Source organism: Vibrio sp. Vb1127 (assembly GCF_033338735.1).
Taxonomy (GTDB): domain Bacteria; phylum Pseudomonadota; class Gammaproteobacteria; order Enterobacterales; family Vibrionaceae; genus Vibrio; species Vibrio alginolyticus.
In genome coordinates this window covers 1-14,262 of the sequence record NZ_JAWOTF010000016.1, presented here as the reverse complement: position 1 = coordinate 14,262, position 14,262 = coordinate 1, and the positions used below count along the sequence as shown (strand labels likewise).

General features: G+C 39.9%; 13 protein-coding genes. 1 reads left to right on the top strand and 12 read right to left on the bottom strand.

Going from position 1 to position 14,262, the window contains the following annotated elements; genetic code table 11:
- Positions 1–311: 311 nt before the first annotated feature.
- From R7H07_RS18065 to R7H07_RS18020, 10 genes are all read right to left on the bottom strand, one after another.
- Positions 312–1,007 carry a hypothetical protein gene (locus R7H07_RS18065; RefSeq protein ID WP_025767156.1) on the bottom strand — a complete coding sequence of 232 codons (696 nt, stop codon included), beginning with the start codon at positions 1,005–1,007 and terminating at the stop codon, positions 312–314.
- A 71-nt stretch (positions 1,008–1,078) separates the two neighbouring features.
- On the bottom strand, positions 1,079–1,564 hold the full coding sequence (locus R7H07_RS18060; protein ID WP_025636715.1) for a hypothetical protein: 486 nt from the start codon (positions 1,562–1,564) through the stop codon (positions 1,079–1,081).
- A 514-nt stretch (positions 1,565–2,078) separates the two neighbouring features.
- Positions 2,079–3,152 carry a hypothetical protein gene (locus tag R7H07_RS18055; protein WP_025636739.1) on the bottom strand — a complete coding sequence of 358 codons (1,074 nt, stop codon included), beginning with the start codon at positions 3,150–3,152 and terminating at the stop codon, positions 2,079–2,081.
- A 484-nt stretch (positions 3,153–3,636) separates the two neighbouring features.
- Positions 3,637–5,493 carry a DNA cytosine methyltransferase gene (locus R7H07_RS18050; RefSeq protein WP_054574999.1) on the bottom strand — a complete coding sequence of 619 codons (1,857 nt, stop codon included), beginning with the start codon at positions 5,491–5,493 and terminating at the stop codon, positions 3,637–3,639.
- Between the two features lie 623 nt (positions 5,494–6,116).
- A complete protein-coding gene (locus R7H07_RS18045; protein ID WP_054574998.1) occupies positions 6,117–6,698 on the bottom strand; it encodes a DUF2913 family protein in 582 nt (193 codons plus the stop codon).
- A 299-nt stretch (positions 6,699–6,997) separates the two neighbouring features.
- Entirely contained in the window at positions 6,998–7,261 is a 264-nt protein-coding gene (locus tag R7H07_RS18040) for a hypothetical protein (RefSeq protein ID WP_025633930.1), read from the bottom strand.
- A complete protein-coding gene (locus R7H07_RS18035) occupies positions 7,254–7,427 on the bottom strand; it encodes a hypothetical protein (RefSeq protein ID WP_155486753.1) in 174 nt (57 codons plus the stop codon). Before R7H07_RS18035 ends, R7H07_RS18040 begins: the two co-directional genes overlap by 8 nt.
- Before the next feature lie 255 nt (positions 7,428–7,682).
- On the bottom strand, positions 7,683–8,000 hold the full coding sequence (locus R7H07_RS18030) for a hypothetical protein (protein ID WP_025633931.1): 318 nt from the start codon (positions 7,998–8,000) through the stop codon (positions 7,683–7,685).
- Positions 8,001–8,018: 18 nt separating this feature from the next.
- On the bottom strand, positions 8,019–8,738 hold the full coding sequence (locus R7H07_RS18025) for a hypothetical protein (RefSeq protein WP_025633933.1): 720 nt from the start codon (positions 8,736–8,738) through the stop codon (positions 8,019–8,021).
- A gap of 215 nt (positions 8,739–8,953) precedes the next feature.
- Positions 8,954–10,033 carry a hypothetical protein gene (locus R7H07_RS18020; protein WP_025633934.1) on the bottom strand — a complete coding sequence of 360 codons (1,080 nt, stop codon included), beginning with the start codon at positions 10,031–10,033 and terminating at the stop codon, positions 8,954–8,956.
- A 742-nt stretch (positions 10,034–10,775) separates the two neighbouring features.
- Between R7H07_RS18020 and R7H07_RS18015 the strand changes: the two genes are divergently transcribed.
- Complete coding sequence (locus tag R7H07_RS18015) at positions 10,776–11,786, top strand: RepB family plasmid replication initiator protein (protein ID WP_158083951.1); 1,011 nt, start codon at positions 10,776–10,778, stop codon at positions 11,784–11,786.
- A gap of 1,121 nt (positions 11,787–12,907) precedes the next feature.
- Here the strand turns inward: R7H07_RS18015 and R7H07_RS18010 are convergent.
- Positions 12,908–13,672, bottom strand: coding sequence for a hypothetical protein (locus tag R7H07_RS18010; protein WP_025633937.1), 765 nt, complete (start codon positions 13,670–13,672; stop codon positions 12,908–12,910).
- A gap of 116 nt (positions 13,673–13,788) precedes the next feature.
- Positions 13,789–14,130 carry a hypothetical protein gene (locus tag R7H07_RS18005; RefSeq protein WP_042776211.1) on the bottom strand — a complete coding sequence of 114 codons (342 nt, stop codon included), beginning with the start codon at positions 14,128–14,130 and terminating at the stop codon, positions 13,789–13,791.
- Positions 14,131–14,262: the final 132 nt, after the last annotated feature.

The window sequence follows — 14,262 nt, the reverse complement described above, 5'->3', positions numbered from 1 at the left end:
AAGGGGCCACAATGGGGCTCGACAGAGGGAAAGCTTTTTAGGCGAAGTCGTTAAGAAAAGCGATACAAATGCTTTTTAGCTCGCCGAAGGCGAATCATATGGCCACCAGCATTCTGCTAGGACGGTGACAACGGGGGTTGGTTGGCAATGTCCTAGCGCTGGTGGACAGCAGCCTTGAGCGGCAGAACTTGGTGAGGGACGAGCCCTAGTGATGCAGGGGTAAGTCCGGCGGGTGGGCCTCGGTGGCGACTAGGGGGGGACCCCTGTTAGTGGAGAGCGCTTGACTGGCCATAATGACCAGTCAAATTTTTCTACAGTATATATAAATCGTAGTAGCTAGCTTCTTCAGCTGTAAGCTTATACCCAGGCTCTACAGAGTGGGTAGATACGCGATCTTTACTACATTTAATGGCTTTAAGTGTGTTATTGATCTCACTGCAAGCATCAACAACAAACAGATCTGGGATAAAGCCATTCTTAAAAAAGCTTGATTGTTTATTGCGGATCATCTTTAGGAAGACTGTTTCAATTTTAGGTGGTAGCCCGTAAACAAGTGCATGCCTTACAGTCATTAAATTTATGAACTCATGAAGTATTTCGTGGAATGTAAATCGACCTACTTGGTGTTCTGAGGATTCTGTAAAAGCGGTACACTTGTAAATCAGATTGGTAAGGAGATTACATGTAATGTAATCAACCTCTAAAAGTTGGCCTTTGCATTCAGATTTTTTGATTCCTAAATCTTGTACTTGATTGACCCACTCCAGGTAAGGGAGCACCGTATTTAAATCATCCAGTAAGTACCCAAGTTTGGTTTCGAATTCACGTACCTGTTTGTACCAGCATGCTAGCACCTTGTCGGAATTTCCGTATTTGCTCTGAATAGGTTGGGTTCGGATGCTTCTAAGACGTTTGCCTTGAATAGCATTTACGCACTTGAATGCTAGTGTAAGTGCTTTTTTTACTTGTACCTTCTTTTCTTCGTTGATCTTTATGATTCTGTCCATACTGCCCCCAAGCAACTTTTTATAAAAAAGAGGGCCATTGAGCCCTCTATACACGTTAGATTTACCGATTACTATTCTTGACGGAACGGATCAATTACAAAGCCAAGCGCGTCTAGGGGTTGGCTATTGTATGCAGTAAGTGCTTCGCGACCTAAATCCAGTTCGTATCCAGAGCCAACAAAGTCATCACCTACAAAGCCACAAATAACATTGTTTGAGATACCTTCGATACCTTCCCAAGCTCTCCCGGTCCAATATTGCGATTCGACAATCCAAACACCTTCACGATGAACGCGCACTCTAAAAGCACTTTCACTTCGCTTAAGTTCTTCTTTACTTATATCGATGTTCACATCAGGATTAAATAGGTCACCAGATAGAGCTTTTAAATCTACATACTGGTCTTCTTGTTTAATGAATCGGATTTTCCCTAATCGAACAGCTAGGGCTACTTTGTCTATTTCGCCGTTTCTCTCCGTGGATGTTTCAGTCTTTTCGGGTGTTAGCTGATTAAGTAATGAAATGACTACTTTCTTATCGAATGATGAAATCTTCATATTGCCCCCAAGCAATTGTTTTAAAATAGATAGTTACATAAGCAACTAAGGAAATTATACTAAAACACGCTCTAAAATACCACATTAAAACATTAAATATAGTTAAGTATATTTAACTATATTGGTTGACTTTACCCCGGACAAAGGCGATACAATGGGGCTCGACAGAGGGACAGCTTTTTAGGCGAAGCCGTTAAGAAAAGCGATACAAATGCTTTTAGCTCGCCGAAGGCGATTCATGTGGCCACCAGCTTTCTGCTAGGACGGTGACAACGGGGTTTTGTTGGCATCGTACTAGCGCTGGTGGACAACAGCCTTGAGCGGCAGAACTTGGTGAGGGACGAGCCCTAGTGATGCTGGGGTAAGTCCGGCGGGTGGGCCTCGGTGGCGACTAGGGGTATCCCCTATTAGTGGAGAGAAATTTTCTTGCAAGGTCTCTATTTCTTTTATTGAATTTATACGGACAAAAAAAAGCCCCTGCTTTGTAAGCAAGGGCTTTTCGCTTGGGGAGCGTTTAATCAAATGTTTGAGGATCTAGCTGTTCAAGAAATGGTACTACGTCTCTCTTAAATACCGCCTCAGCATTCACAGTATGAGCGCGAACCCATGCATTATTTCGGGTTGGTGAGAATTTGAAGCTAAACTTTCTTAGTCTTTGGGTAACCTCTTTCGGTGGCCTACCACCTAACCAAATACCAATGCGCCCATCAATAACCCCGTGCTTAATTCCATTTTCTAATTCACCTTCTAATGAGTTTGAATTTCGACTTTCTTCGACTCGCTCTGCTTCGACTAAACGTTGTTTTAATCGTCGGATATTAGCATTTGAGTTTGCTAAGCTAAATCGTCCCCAAGTGTTTACTATTGGATTTGGCTCCAAAAACGTTTTAAGGAGGTTTTGAGGTATACCACGTTCAAGCATCTTGTTTTCAAGTACAGCAGCACTATTATCTGTAAGCTCTCCATTTTCAGACGCTTTATATGCAGCTGGCACTAAACGATTAGCTATTTTCATGTAGCCATGCATTGTTTCCGCTTCACTAATTTTAATTCTTAATTGCTCAACCGGGTTATCTGATGACATTTTGACAACTGAACCATCCCCATCGGGGAACAGTTTCTTTGCAATGGCTTTTAAGGCTCTCTGAGGATAATCTGCATATTGATTAAGCTTATCCCTACTATTCTTATTGGCCTTTTCTGCTTTCGCCACAGGGAATCTCGCTGGCCCTGTTACATGCCATGAGATACATTTGGACTCTGCACTTATGTACTCATCGAAGTAGCGTTTTAACTTTCTTTGAAATTCTTCAAACTCAATTTCAACAATTTCTTCCACTGAACAATTAAACGCCTTCGATGGTGCGCTTTCCGAAGTGGACTTGATCAGCTCATGAAGTGAAATTTTGAATGTCCGTAATGCGTTGCAGTAGTCAACTACTGCTTGAGCGGCGTGACGCTCAGGAAATTGAGATTGGCCATTAAAAGCTCGCTCAATTGATGAAGGATCAAGCTGGCTCTTATATTCAAGCAGGTCCTTGTCTTCTCCAATGTATTCCTCGATTTTTTTATTAACTAAATTTTGCATCTGTAGCCCCCAAGCTATCTATGTTTAACAAATGATTTGACGTATTTATTTGATGTGTTAATTATACTAACAACCCCCAATAAATACCATATTAACACACAAATAAATGTTAAATATAATTAACTATTTAGATTGACTCTGGCCTGGACAAAGGGACCACAATGGGGCTCGACAGAGGGAAAGCTTTTTAGGCGAAGCCGTTAAGAAAAGCGATACAAATGCTTTTAGCTCGCCGAAGGCGAATCATATGGCCACCAGCATTCTGCTAGGACGGTGACAACGGGGGTTTGTTGGCATCGTACTAGCGCTGGTGGACAACAGCCATGAGCGGCAATACTTGGCGAGGAACGAGACTTAGTAATGCAAGGGGTAAGTCCGGCGGGTGGGCCTCGGTGGCGACTAGGGGGAACCCCTGTTAGTGGAGAGAAATTCATAACCTGCAATAAAAAAGAGCTCTATTGCAGGTCGATATTCTATTTAGATTCTATACCGCCATTCGCTCGTATTGTGTGTTTAACACATTGTTAAGCCACTTACCAACCCATTCACCAACCCAACAAAAGGCCGAGTAAATCACCGACTGGCCCAAACATTCGTGGGCTAGTCCTACGGTCAGATCGCGAACGAACGATTCTGGTATTTGCTTGCACTTGGCATGTTCAACAGTTGTAAATAACCTAGCTAATTTACCATTGCTATGGATTAGAAATGGATCGGTAGATCGACACTTTTGGTATGATTTGGTTATGCACCCTACCTTTGTAGCAGTAGGCTTAAGCCACTGGAGTCGAAAGCCTTTCTTTTGAGCAATGTCTCTCTTTTCCTTTTCCACTAAATATGTATAGGGCTTATAGCTTTCATGAGTTTCAGGTATATCATCGAGTACATCAGCTAAGCAGCTATATTTATAAGTTGTCCTTACCTTTTGGGGCATAAAGTCCTTTAAACCCTCTTTGAAGGAGCTGCAGTATCCAATACCACAAAGCCTCTTTCTATCTTCAAGTGCACCAAACTGAGAACCTGCTAATGTCATATTTATAAAGTTGTACCCAAACACTTTACTAAACGTATCTACGATAACAGCGTATGAGTTTGATTTAGTAAATGAAGTAACATTCTCAAAAACAGAAATAATTGGATTCGTTATCGACTGCCAGTGCAAGAAATCGATAAAACACCCGCCTGTATTTTTGTGTGCTTCTGCAAATTTATTTCCGTTCTTAGATCTACCGCTTATGGAACTCCCTTCGCAAGGCAGCGATCCTGAATTGACTTCCGTTCTAACACCACCTCTGGACAAATCAACACTCTCCAATCGCATATTTAATCCGTATTGCTCTTCCGGTGCCTCCCCAGCCCACACAGGATTATTTTGCAGACATGCATTGAAGTACCTTTCACTCGATTCGACAATTACCTTTACGAAAGTAGAAAGGTTACTACGCTTAAGTCCATCGGAAATACTTGAGCACAATACCCCTATACCATTAAATATATCTGAAGTGGATAAAGGTATATTCGCTTTGTACTTTGACATAGCTCTCTGAACACGCTCTTTTTGTTTTAGATTCCTCCAAGTCTTTATCACTCTATCGAGACATAACTTCTTGATAAGTGAAGCCGGAGTTAGTTCAACAGAAGCAGAACCAAGCTCAGCCCCTGAGATATTTTTAGATAAGTAACCATTCAATTCATCACTTTTTACGTACCCCATATTTTTCATAGTATGGGAAAATGCGGCTTCAAGAGGTTCTGTCCACTGTGTATCTATAAAAATTGCAGATGGTTGAAGTGTTTTGATGAAGGCAGTCATTAAGTAAAAGTAACAATTAGCCTCTGGCGCACCTTGTAAGCTAATCACTTCAGCCTTGATGCTACTCTTCTTTAGATCAAACAGCTCTATTGGCGAGTTGTATTCCAACTCGTTAGAAAGGAGTACCAAATTAGAATTAAAGCTGAATACGGCATGGTTTAATGGCTTAAGATTTCTCGTCATATCCTTAAACCTCAGCTCTCTGTCATGAATCTCTTGGACTGAATGCAATTCGACAATTCGGATTTCACCATCTTTGATGTAGGCTTTTACATGGTCTCCGAAAATATCTAAATCAGCGTGCTTTAAGTCAATGACAGGTCGCTCTTTACCGTTTCGTCTTGAGTTGGTCACTTGTCGAGAGCCGAAACGATCAATAACTATTTTAATTTCTTTCTTTGTACGGTCAGACTTAAGCTGAAACTTAGCCCCTCCTTTAAAACCCGCCATTAGTAAATACTGCCCTTCGAAGAATACTCTTAGTTTATTTCTATGGAGAGAAACTTTCTTCTCTAATACCTTTATCATACTGCCCCCAAGCAATTGATCTCACTTGCCTTAACTATGTCATAATTATATAAAAAACAACAAATAGATACCACATTTAAACACTAACCTTTGTGAAATATAATTAACTTATTATCTGGACTTTGGGCCGGACAAAGGCGACACAATAGGGCTCGATAGAGGGTCAGCTTTTTAGGCGAAGCCGTTAAGAAAAGCGATACAAATGCTTTTAGCTCGCCGAAGGCGGATCATATGGCCACCAGCATTCTGCTAGGACGGTGACAATGGGGTTTTGTTGGCATCGTACTAGCGCTGGTGGATAACAGCCATGAGCGGCAATACTTGGCGAGGAACGAGACTTAGTAATGCAGGGGTAAGTCCGGCGGGTGGGCCTCGGTGGCGACTAGGGGGAACCCTGTTAGTGGAGAGCTTTCAAACCCATTAACTCCATTTGTTTGTGAGGAATAAAGTTTCGTTACTAAGCAATAAGTTTGATACTGAGTATTAAAGTTTTATACTTAATGGCAGCCATCAGAGTACGCCGCCATTTCTAAAACGTTTATGTCCAACTTAGAACTAGCTGGTGAAGCCAGTTCATGGAAGATAGAATGAGCGGGCGTTTAAATGATGGCTAGCCAGCTTTTTTAAGCTGGGTGTACTAAGATGTGGGCTTGATGTTTCTCGGTGTTCCACTCTTTCATTTCAGCAAGAAATAGGCCGTGAGCATTAATCGATTCAATTAATTCAGGTGCACGCTCTAGTTGGATAAGCATCGATAACGGGGTGAGTTGATTGTGTTCTTGGTCAAAACCGTGTTCGACTTGTTCCTCTAGCATATAAAGAATCCCAGGCTCCGCTTCACTACCCTCCTCAAACAGTCTTGATTCGATACCCTCTACGTCATAAAGGTGTACGAGTAGGTTATAAAGCTTTTCAGCACCGATGAGTTTTGTATGCTTCGATTGTGAATTAAGTTGATGCAGTTTCATTTCTAGGTTCCCACCTTTTTTTCTTGCTAAGCTGATCATCAGTTTGATGTCTTTTTTGATATTCGATAACGACTTATCGTTGAGCTTTGGCTTAAGGTACTTTATCAGTATGTCATTGCGTGATTTTACTGGAACAAAACGGGAAGATGCGGAAACCTGACACAGCAAATGAAGCAGGGCGTGGGTAATGACGTTGTGAAGGTTGTGGTAGTAGTCAAAGTCTCGTTTGATTTGCATAGCCAAGGTAGCGTTGTGGGTGGATTATAAGAATATTGGGGCTGGGCGTTTTAAATCAACCTTAATAATGAGTTCGGGAGTAGTTTCCCAGACATAGAGTTGTTCATGGATTGCTAATGTTTGATTTTCCGAAAATGATAATTGTCCAGAAACGTATTTGAATGGGACCGCTCAATCTGTGGATGCTCAAGACAACCAGCATGAAACTTTATTCCTCTCCTACACCAATACATCCCAGACCAATTAATAAACCAGGTCATCATATTGCATGATATGGGGCCTATTTTTTTATCTAAGGTTCACCTTTTACGATGAAGCCTTTCGTTGGCCTTTTTGTGCTTTTGATAGCAACCCATCGAATCTGTGCCGCTAAACATAGCCTTCCTGCGTCGTTCGTAAGCACTACTAGGATTTGAGTTACCTTTCTTCTCTTTTCGTTGTTCACTTGATAGAAACCTGTTAAGTGCTTCATCAAATGAAGATGTATCACTCTTAAATGCCCATCTCACTGCTAACAAAAAACCTGCAACCAATAATGTGCCTAGAAGTACTTTCTCACTCATTTGGTGACTCTTCTGTTGAGCTCTTACTATCTGTTGTCAACGTTCCAATTAACTCATCATCAACTGGACATTCATTGCATCGGTTCAGACACTGTTCTTTAACAGGGACTGACACACTACAAAGTTCATCATTGCTCTGTTCTATAAGTGTTTCAAGACGACTCATTATTTCCTTCCTATAGTTAGGCATTAAGCGATTGTGATTATAGAAAATTCATCCATTTCCTAAATTTACTGAGACAAAAGGTCATGACAGTTTGAGCAAACACCTTGCTGTTTTTCTCTATCCACTTTTAGCCAATAACATGCCTGGGAGTTCTCAAAACATGCATTATTATCACTACACCCGCAGCCAATGCAGACAGCTTCTTTAGGCTCAGGTCGAATATTATAAATAGATAAATCTACCATGCTTTCCCCTTTAATCATTTGTCTTAACGAAAGGGTCGGGACAATCATCTAAATCAACAAAGTGTCTGTCTGCGATTTCTTCTATCTTCGGATACTCTTCTATGAGATCGAAAACCGACCTACCTTTGAGGTCATAGTCGAACTGAATTCCAGCTCTGAACCAATAATCGATCTGTCTATTCAAGCAGTTCTTTGCTGTAGATTTAGTTGGCTTTTTAAGTAGTTCCTCTAAATCTTCAGAGTCAACATAACCACCCGTCATGTCTTCAGCACAGCCAACTTTTTTAAACAAATACTCCCAGTCGGCGTACAATTCTTCGTATGTCATTGGTGAATCTTCTCCTGGTTAAATAGACTTCATGTTCTTGCGTCGTTTAATTGCATCAACCTCACGATTGTAAGCCTCTAAAGGCTCAAGTAAATGAGCATATAGCTTTTCATTTTTGATGTACTCATCATGATTTATTAGTGCCTTAAGTTGTGCTACGGACTCTTTAATTGGCACTCGTACTACCCAAGAGTCTGTTTCAAAAGAGAATTGCCATGCTCTTTTAAAATAATTTTCGAAAGCGTTTAGAGCCTTACTTCTCATAGTCCAAACATTACGCCTTCTTAATGCGTGATCACTCTCTAAATAGTGATTAGCAATATTATCGTTAATGTCTATCTCCCAACTCTCAGGATCTAAAACAGAACTAGTAAAGTGAGCGACCGTCACCCATAGGCACAGCTGTTCTCGTGTAAAAGTATCCGGATTGGAATTAAGCGAATCTAATACCTCAATAGCATATTTTTTCGCTTGTTTATTGATGTTTGCTAACTCTTGAGCCTTACGTTTTTCGATACGGGCTTTCTTCTCTTTAATTTTGGTAAACTTTTCTTTTGCTTTACTCAAAGCCTTTGCTGCGACTTTCATCGCTTCAATTTCTTCGAGTTCAAACAAGTCTCTAGAGAATGGGTCTTCGACTACTTCTTTTAGAAGTCCATTTGATAGCTTTGTTAGAGCTGTTTGCTTTTTGCGGGTACGTTCGGATGTCCAGTGCTTTGTGAAGTCTAAATCTGACAAAATGTTTCCCTCTGAGTGCTGATTTATTAATTAGTGTCAAACGTTAAATCAAGTCGAAGTGTTTCTGATTAACTTCTATACCCATGCCTAGTTTCTATCCAGTACATACAGCTAAAATCTAGCGCTATGACCTTGTAAGTGCGACAGGGAGCAAAGGGAATCCGAGTTAATGTGTTTAGTTAGTGGAAGCATTAATCGGAATCCCCGAAAATCAACTAAAGCACGTTCGAAAATGCAGATGTATATTGAAACTCATAACCCATATCTTCGAGTTTCCATAGTAAGTCTCTATAAAACCCCCTTAGAGTGTCCAGAAGCTCATATAGAGCTGACGATCCTTTATATTTATAGTCCTTGTCCGTATCTACAGCTAAACGATGACAAAGAGTGGATAAACCATCTAAAGAACTCAGAATGTAACCGGTATTAACTAGTTCAAGTGCACTGCTTATAGTTTGTCGAGTAGATTCTGACTGAGAGCTTGCTTTATACATTGTCGCCAGCTCATCAAAGTACTGCTTACCATCCCAATACTTAACAGCTATTTCTTCTAAAGAGATTGGTTTAAATTGGCAAAATACATCAAGCATTGAACACGCCTTTAGAGCTTCAACCTTCTTGAGTGTATCTTCTAAGCCGCATTCCAAGGTTAATGGAGCGAGTAATGAAAGGTACTTTCCATCTTTTGAAAGTGAGACCTCATCCAGACTTAAATCGTCTAGCGCACCAATTATCGCACTTTGGTTTTCTTTTGGAACATCAGATATATCAAGTTGAACGAGGGTATGATCGTCTTGGTTGATAACATGAGCCTTAGATTGGTGAGACTGCACTTTCTCTAAAGTGAAGATATCCTGGGTTATGGGCAGTTGGATTAACAGATGTGTGTCTGATTTTGGTAACTCGCTAACTTTCAAACACCCATAAATGATATCCAATTGTTGTCGAGCGGATATTAATTTAAGTTCAGTAGCATGAAAGAGCAAAATTGAAAACCTGGCAACCGAGAACTTGTCTAAGCACTTATTTCCACTTTCATACCATGATACCAAGAAGTTCGTTATGTTTAGAATGAACTTGGCACGTGATTCTGGTTTTCCTATAGCTGATATAGCTACATCCAATTCCTTCTTAAATGATCCCATCTTAGCCTGGAACTTTAGGCCAGGCTCAATATCAAGTTCATCTACCATTTGAATTGCGCTGTTAATCACCTTATTCATACAGCCATAAGAGACTAGTAAATTTTTAGCGTAGTTTAGTTCTTCTCTACTTACAAAAGATCTTCTTTTCATTTTAGCCCCCAAGCTATTACATATATTTCAACGGGATAGAACCGTTAATTCCCCATTAGTATAACAGTAAATACCATATTATAACAGTTGTTTGTGTATGATTATTAAACTTTCTTTGTTTATATGACATGATGGTTCTGGAGAGCCTCGGAAGATTAAACCCATTGTGTTCGTGCGTATGATCCTTAAACCAAATGGTTAATTAAATGAATGATCTAAAGATCGTCATTGAAAATTTAGGGCAAATGCAAGCTGAGAGCGCCTCTATGCTTATGATTGGACACAACCCGGTATATGTGTCTAAATAGAGCAAATTAGCTCATATAGCTCTACTGAGTGGCTTTTTGAGTTAACATGCAAAAAAAGAACTATTACTACTTCTTTGTTCTCCAAGATCGTCCCTTTACCCTTCTAACTGATTAATTTCTAGACACTATTTAATAATAATATTTTTATTGATCTTATTAAGATCTTTTTTAAGATCTTATTAGGGTGTTGATAACTTATCTATGTTTTTATAATTCAAGTAGTTAGGAATTCGTTTAAGATCATCTAGGACGAAACACTATTACATTTAGGAAGATTTGAAGATCGCTTAGGACGACTTACCGTGCCATCTAGGACGCTTTCGGTTGTGGATAAGTCTGTATAAGTATGTATAAGGTTGGTTTGCTTACTTACTGGCACATTTAAGCCTACAATGTTACATTTGGTACAATTTCTTATTGTGTGTATCAGTATCATGACCGAGAACAACAGCAAAAACGATCTTACTGTTAGACAAGCGAACGCTTTAACAACGGCAGCTTATAGCCTTACTCGTTATGAGAAGCGGCTTGTATACATGTGCCTCAAGCGGATTAATCAGGAAAACCCTACTCCCGAACATTTAAAAACAATGGAATATGGTCAGTATCCGATCACTATTTCTAACAAAGAGTTCATCGAATACTTCGAGATAGATGATGAGTCGAAGAAAAACCTATCAAGAGACATACAACGCGCAGCACAATCTTTACATGAGAAAAGTGTGGTTATCTATCTTCCTGATGAAGACAGCAAAGATGGTGAAAAAGCTTATGATGCTATCCACTGGACCACTAAACAGAGCTATCGTCCTAAACGAGGACATGTAGTGCTGTATTTGAATGCTGAGTTGATTAGTATCATTAACCAAACCACATCAAACTATACACAGCTGCTGATAGGTGAAGCAGGAAACTTATCTTCCGTTTATACCATGAGGCTTTATGAGGCTATCAATCAGTGGAAGAATTTAAGAAATAACCTAATTCTAGATGTTGATTGGATGCGCTCTAGGTGGCAACTGCCCTCTTCGTATGACAGAACTGCGGTTCTTAAGAAACGTTGGCTTAACCCAGCAATTGAAGAACTTAATAAGTTGCACATTTTCAAAAGTCTTTCCTACGAGGATGTTCGAAAAGGTACCAAGACTGTCGCATTTAAGTTTACCTGGGAGCTTTCTAAAAAGGCCCCAAGTAAACTATCCCTTGCAAGGTCAGCAATCAAAGCTATCAATGCCAACCTTCAACCAAAGCAGAGTGAAATGGTCGCATTGACTGAGCAGATTGGAGAACTATTGCTGAATGGTGAAGATATATCCCCTGCTGTCCTAAGCGCTATTAAGAAGTTTGGTGAAGAGTCAAAAGATGCTAAAGGTACATCAATGAAGAAATCAGATGACGTCATTGATGTAACCGACTATGAAATAGTCACAGATGATGAAGATTAGCTTCAACTAGCACACCAAAGAAGTAAATTTCCATCCAACTAGCACATTCAACAATCAAGTGTGCTAGTTCTGCCTCAAAATACCGTCCTAAGTGTCACCTTTACCAGATATTGCTGGTGGCTAAACCTCTCAATAACTGTGATCCAACTCCCTAATTGTTGTTTTTTATCCGTGATTGAAGTTGTTTTGTGGGTGATGAAGACCCAATTCCTTCTTTATAACCTGCTTTTTTGCTTCCTTTGAATGAAAACCCTGTAAATGAAGGTTAAGCTAATTTTTCAGAACTCCTTCTAACGTATTGAATTATAAGGATAGTATCTATTGCTTCTAGTTGGAGGGGTGACACTTAGGACGAAAGTAAGGGATCAATGAATATGCAATGCGTTTTTTTCTCTATTTTCGTCCTAGGTGTCACTGTTCTATGGCGATGTTTTAATCGGATTTTTTATAAGTATATGTATTTTAATTGTTTTTCTGTGTCAAGAGCGTGAGGGGTGACATTTAGGACGGTTTTAAAATGATACTTTAAGAAGCAACAATGTGTGTCCAGTACTCTATAGAATAAAGCTCAAACTTAATGATTATAACTGACTGAAAATAAAAGATATTTTATTTGTGCCTTAGGCTGATATAAAAAGCTACACACTGGAGTCATACTTTCTCTACGTTCGATATACAGTAAAGAGTGATAGGTGACATCTAGGACGAAAACATTCGTAGGGGTAAAATGGTTTAGCCCAGTTGGGAATTTAAGAAAAGCTAGTTACTATAGATATCATTGAATATATTTAAAGCATTGAAAATAAAGATAAAAATCTCTTCTCTGTGACATCTAGGACGTAAAGCCTACTTGAGTATAAGAAAGTAGAAAAGCATATCAATGAGTTAAATATATGCGGTGGCACTAGATAGAAAACTTTCGTCCTAGATGTCACACTTAGATAGAGGTGTTCTTCTATCTTATTGATTTACTATGGTCCAATAGTGTCTGGGGTGACATTTAGGACGAAAACTAACGCTTTAAGAAAACGTCCTTGATGTACCACTTGTATATTAAGACCTGGTACACCAAGGAAGGTTTGTTTGAGAGGCCCAGAAAAGCTTTTACAAACTCAAGCTATCTAGTAATAGTAGGTCTTCCCGGATGGAGGTCGAGTGCTTGTGGTACCACCATTTACAGTTTTGTATCTGGAACCGGAAGGTTTGTTGTAATGTGCCCACCCTCTATACCTTACTCTCCATGGATCATCTGCACCCATTGTGTAGTATCCCATGTCAGCAAACGCAGCACGAGTTAAGCTTACTCTACAGCTAGGTGTAGCAGTTGATGTCACTGGCCCGGAAATTTCAAATAAACCAGCATTAGCGATTTCATCAGTGAGATTGTATATTTTACTATGATCAGTGATGGCTATTTTTGTGATCCCTTTGGTTTCCAGGTTATATGTTACAAGGAAATCAATGTTCGACGAGTTAGGCCAATATGAACCATAAGATGAGCTAAAGTACCCACTTGCTTTGCTGTCCATTGCGCTTTTAGCTCTTTTTGGAGAAAAACATGCTCCCCTTGCGACATTCACAGAAGCACATCCACAGTTAATAGTAATATCTACTGCCTCATCTTCATCCTCTCCAGGTTTGGGGATCTCAAAGTCCCCTACTGGATCATCTGGGACGGTTGGGAGCTCAACGATTGTTTCGTCAGAGATGTTTCTGGAGCCTAAAGTATCATCCAAGCCAACTGCACTTGTTTGGTTCATGTGTGAAGGAACCTTAATAACTTTATTGTAGCTCCCTGCATTGTGTGGTGCTTTGATTGAAGCAATTACAGAGGGGGCGGAAACCGCTAAAGCAATCCCCACTGTAATGAGATTAATGTTATTCATTGCAATCTACCATTGTCATTTATGGATAAAAAGCAATATAGGCCTTGAGCGAATTACAATCAACTTTAGTTTTCGAACTAAGGAAATTGGTTCACGGTTTCTTTTAAGGGTTGTACTCAACTTTCACCATAATTTGATTTGTTGGTGAAGGCGATACGGTACCGACAGTAGTGCTCTGCAAACTCGAAATCATCTTCATCAAAGATTGTGCTTTCGTTACACCATAACTTTTTATGTTCGTCACGTATCCTTACCGATTCAATGTGAATTTCAAATTTACATTGGACATCATTTAAGTAAGCAGATATGTGCTTTCCTAACAGTGGTTCTATGCTGTATATGTTGTACTCATTAACACCTTCCTTAATTGCTCGAGATAGACCCATTCTCGCCATTGTCATCGCATTAGGGCATCGATGTGCTTTCAGGTCTAAGTCATTACTCTCTGGTGACTTCATACTTCTTCTCCCACTGAGGGTAGTTCTAGTTCTTTACAAATAGCAGTAGCACAGCTCTGAGGAATCCCCTAATGATTTTGATAAAAATCATAAATTTAAGGTAGATGCACATCTTGTCATGTGATCAAATGG

What these genes read in the sequence shown, in the direction of transcription:
- R7H07_RS18065 (WP_025767156.1), bottom strand. Translation starts at nt 1,007, where the DNA reads ATGGACAGAATCATAAAGATCAACGAAGAAAAGAAGGTACAAGTAAAA.
- R7H07_RS18060 (WP_025636715.1), bottom strand. Translation starts at nt 1,564, where the DNA reads ATGAAGATTTCATCATTCGATAAGAAAGTAGTCATTTCATTACTTAAT.
- R7H07_RS18055 (WP_025636739.1), bottom strand. Translation starts at nt 3,152, where the DNA reads ATGCAAAATTTAGTTAATAAAAAAATCGAGGAATACATTGGAGAAGAC.
- R7H07_RS18050 (WP_054574999.1), bottom strand. Translation starts at nt 5,493, where the DNA reads ATGATAAAGGTATTAGAGAAGAAAGTTTCTCTCCATAGAAATAAACTA.
- R7H07_RS18045 (WP_054574998.1), bottom strand. Translation starts at nt 6,698, where the DNA reads ATGCAAATCAAACGAGACTTTGACTACTACCACAACCTTCACAACGTC.
- R7H07_RS18040 (WP_025633930.1), bottom strand. Translation starts at nt 7,261, where the DNA reads ATGAGTGAGAAAGTACTTCTAGGCACATTATTGGTTGCAGGTTTTTTG.
- R7H07_RS18035 (WP_155486753.1), bottom strand. Translation starts at nt 7,427, where the DNA reads ATGAGTCGTCTTGAAACACTTATAGAACAGAGCAATGATGAACTTTGT.
- R7H07_RS18030 (WP_025633931.1), bottom strand. Translation starts at nt 8,000, where the DNA reads ATGACATACGAAGAATTGTACGCCGACTGGGAGTATTTGTTTAAAAAA.
- R7H07_RS18020 (WP_025633934.1), bottom strand. Translation starts at nt 10,033, where the DNA reads ATGAAAAGAAGATCTTTTGTAAGTAGAGAAGAACTAAACTACGCTAAA.
- R7H07_RS18015 (WP_158083951.1), top strand. Translation starts at nt 10,776, where the DNA reads ATGACCGAGAACAACAGCAAAAACGATCTTACTGTTAGACAAGCGAAC.
- R7H07_RS18010 (WP_025633937.1), bottom strand. Translation starts at nt 13,672, where the DNA reads ATGAATAACATTAATCTCATTACAGTGGGGATTGCTTTAGCGGTTTCC.
- R7H07_RS18005 (WP_042776211.1), bottom strand. Translation starts at nt 14,130, where the DNA reads ATGAAGTCACCAGAGAGTAATGACTTAGACCTGAAAGCACATCGATGC.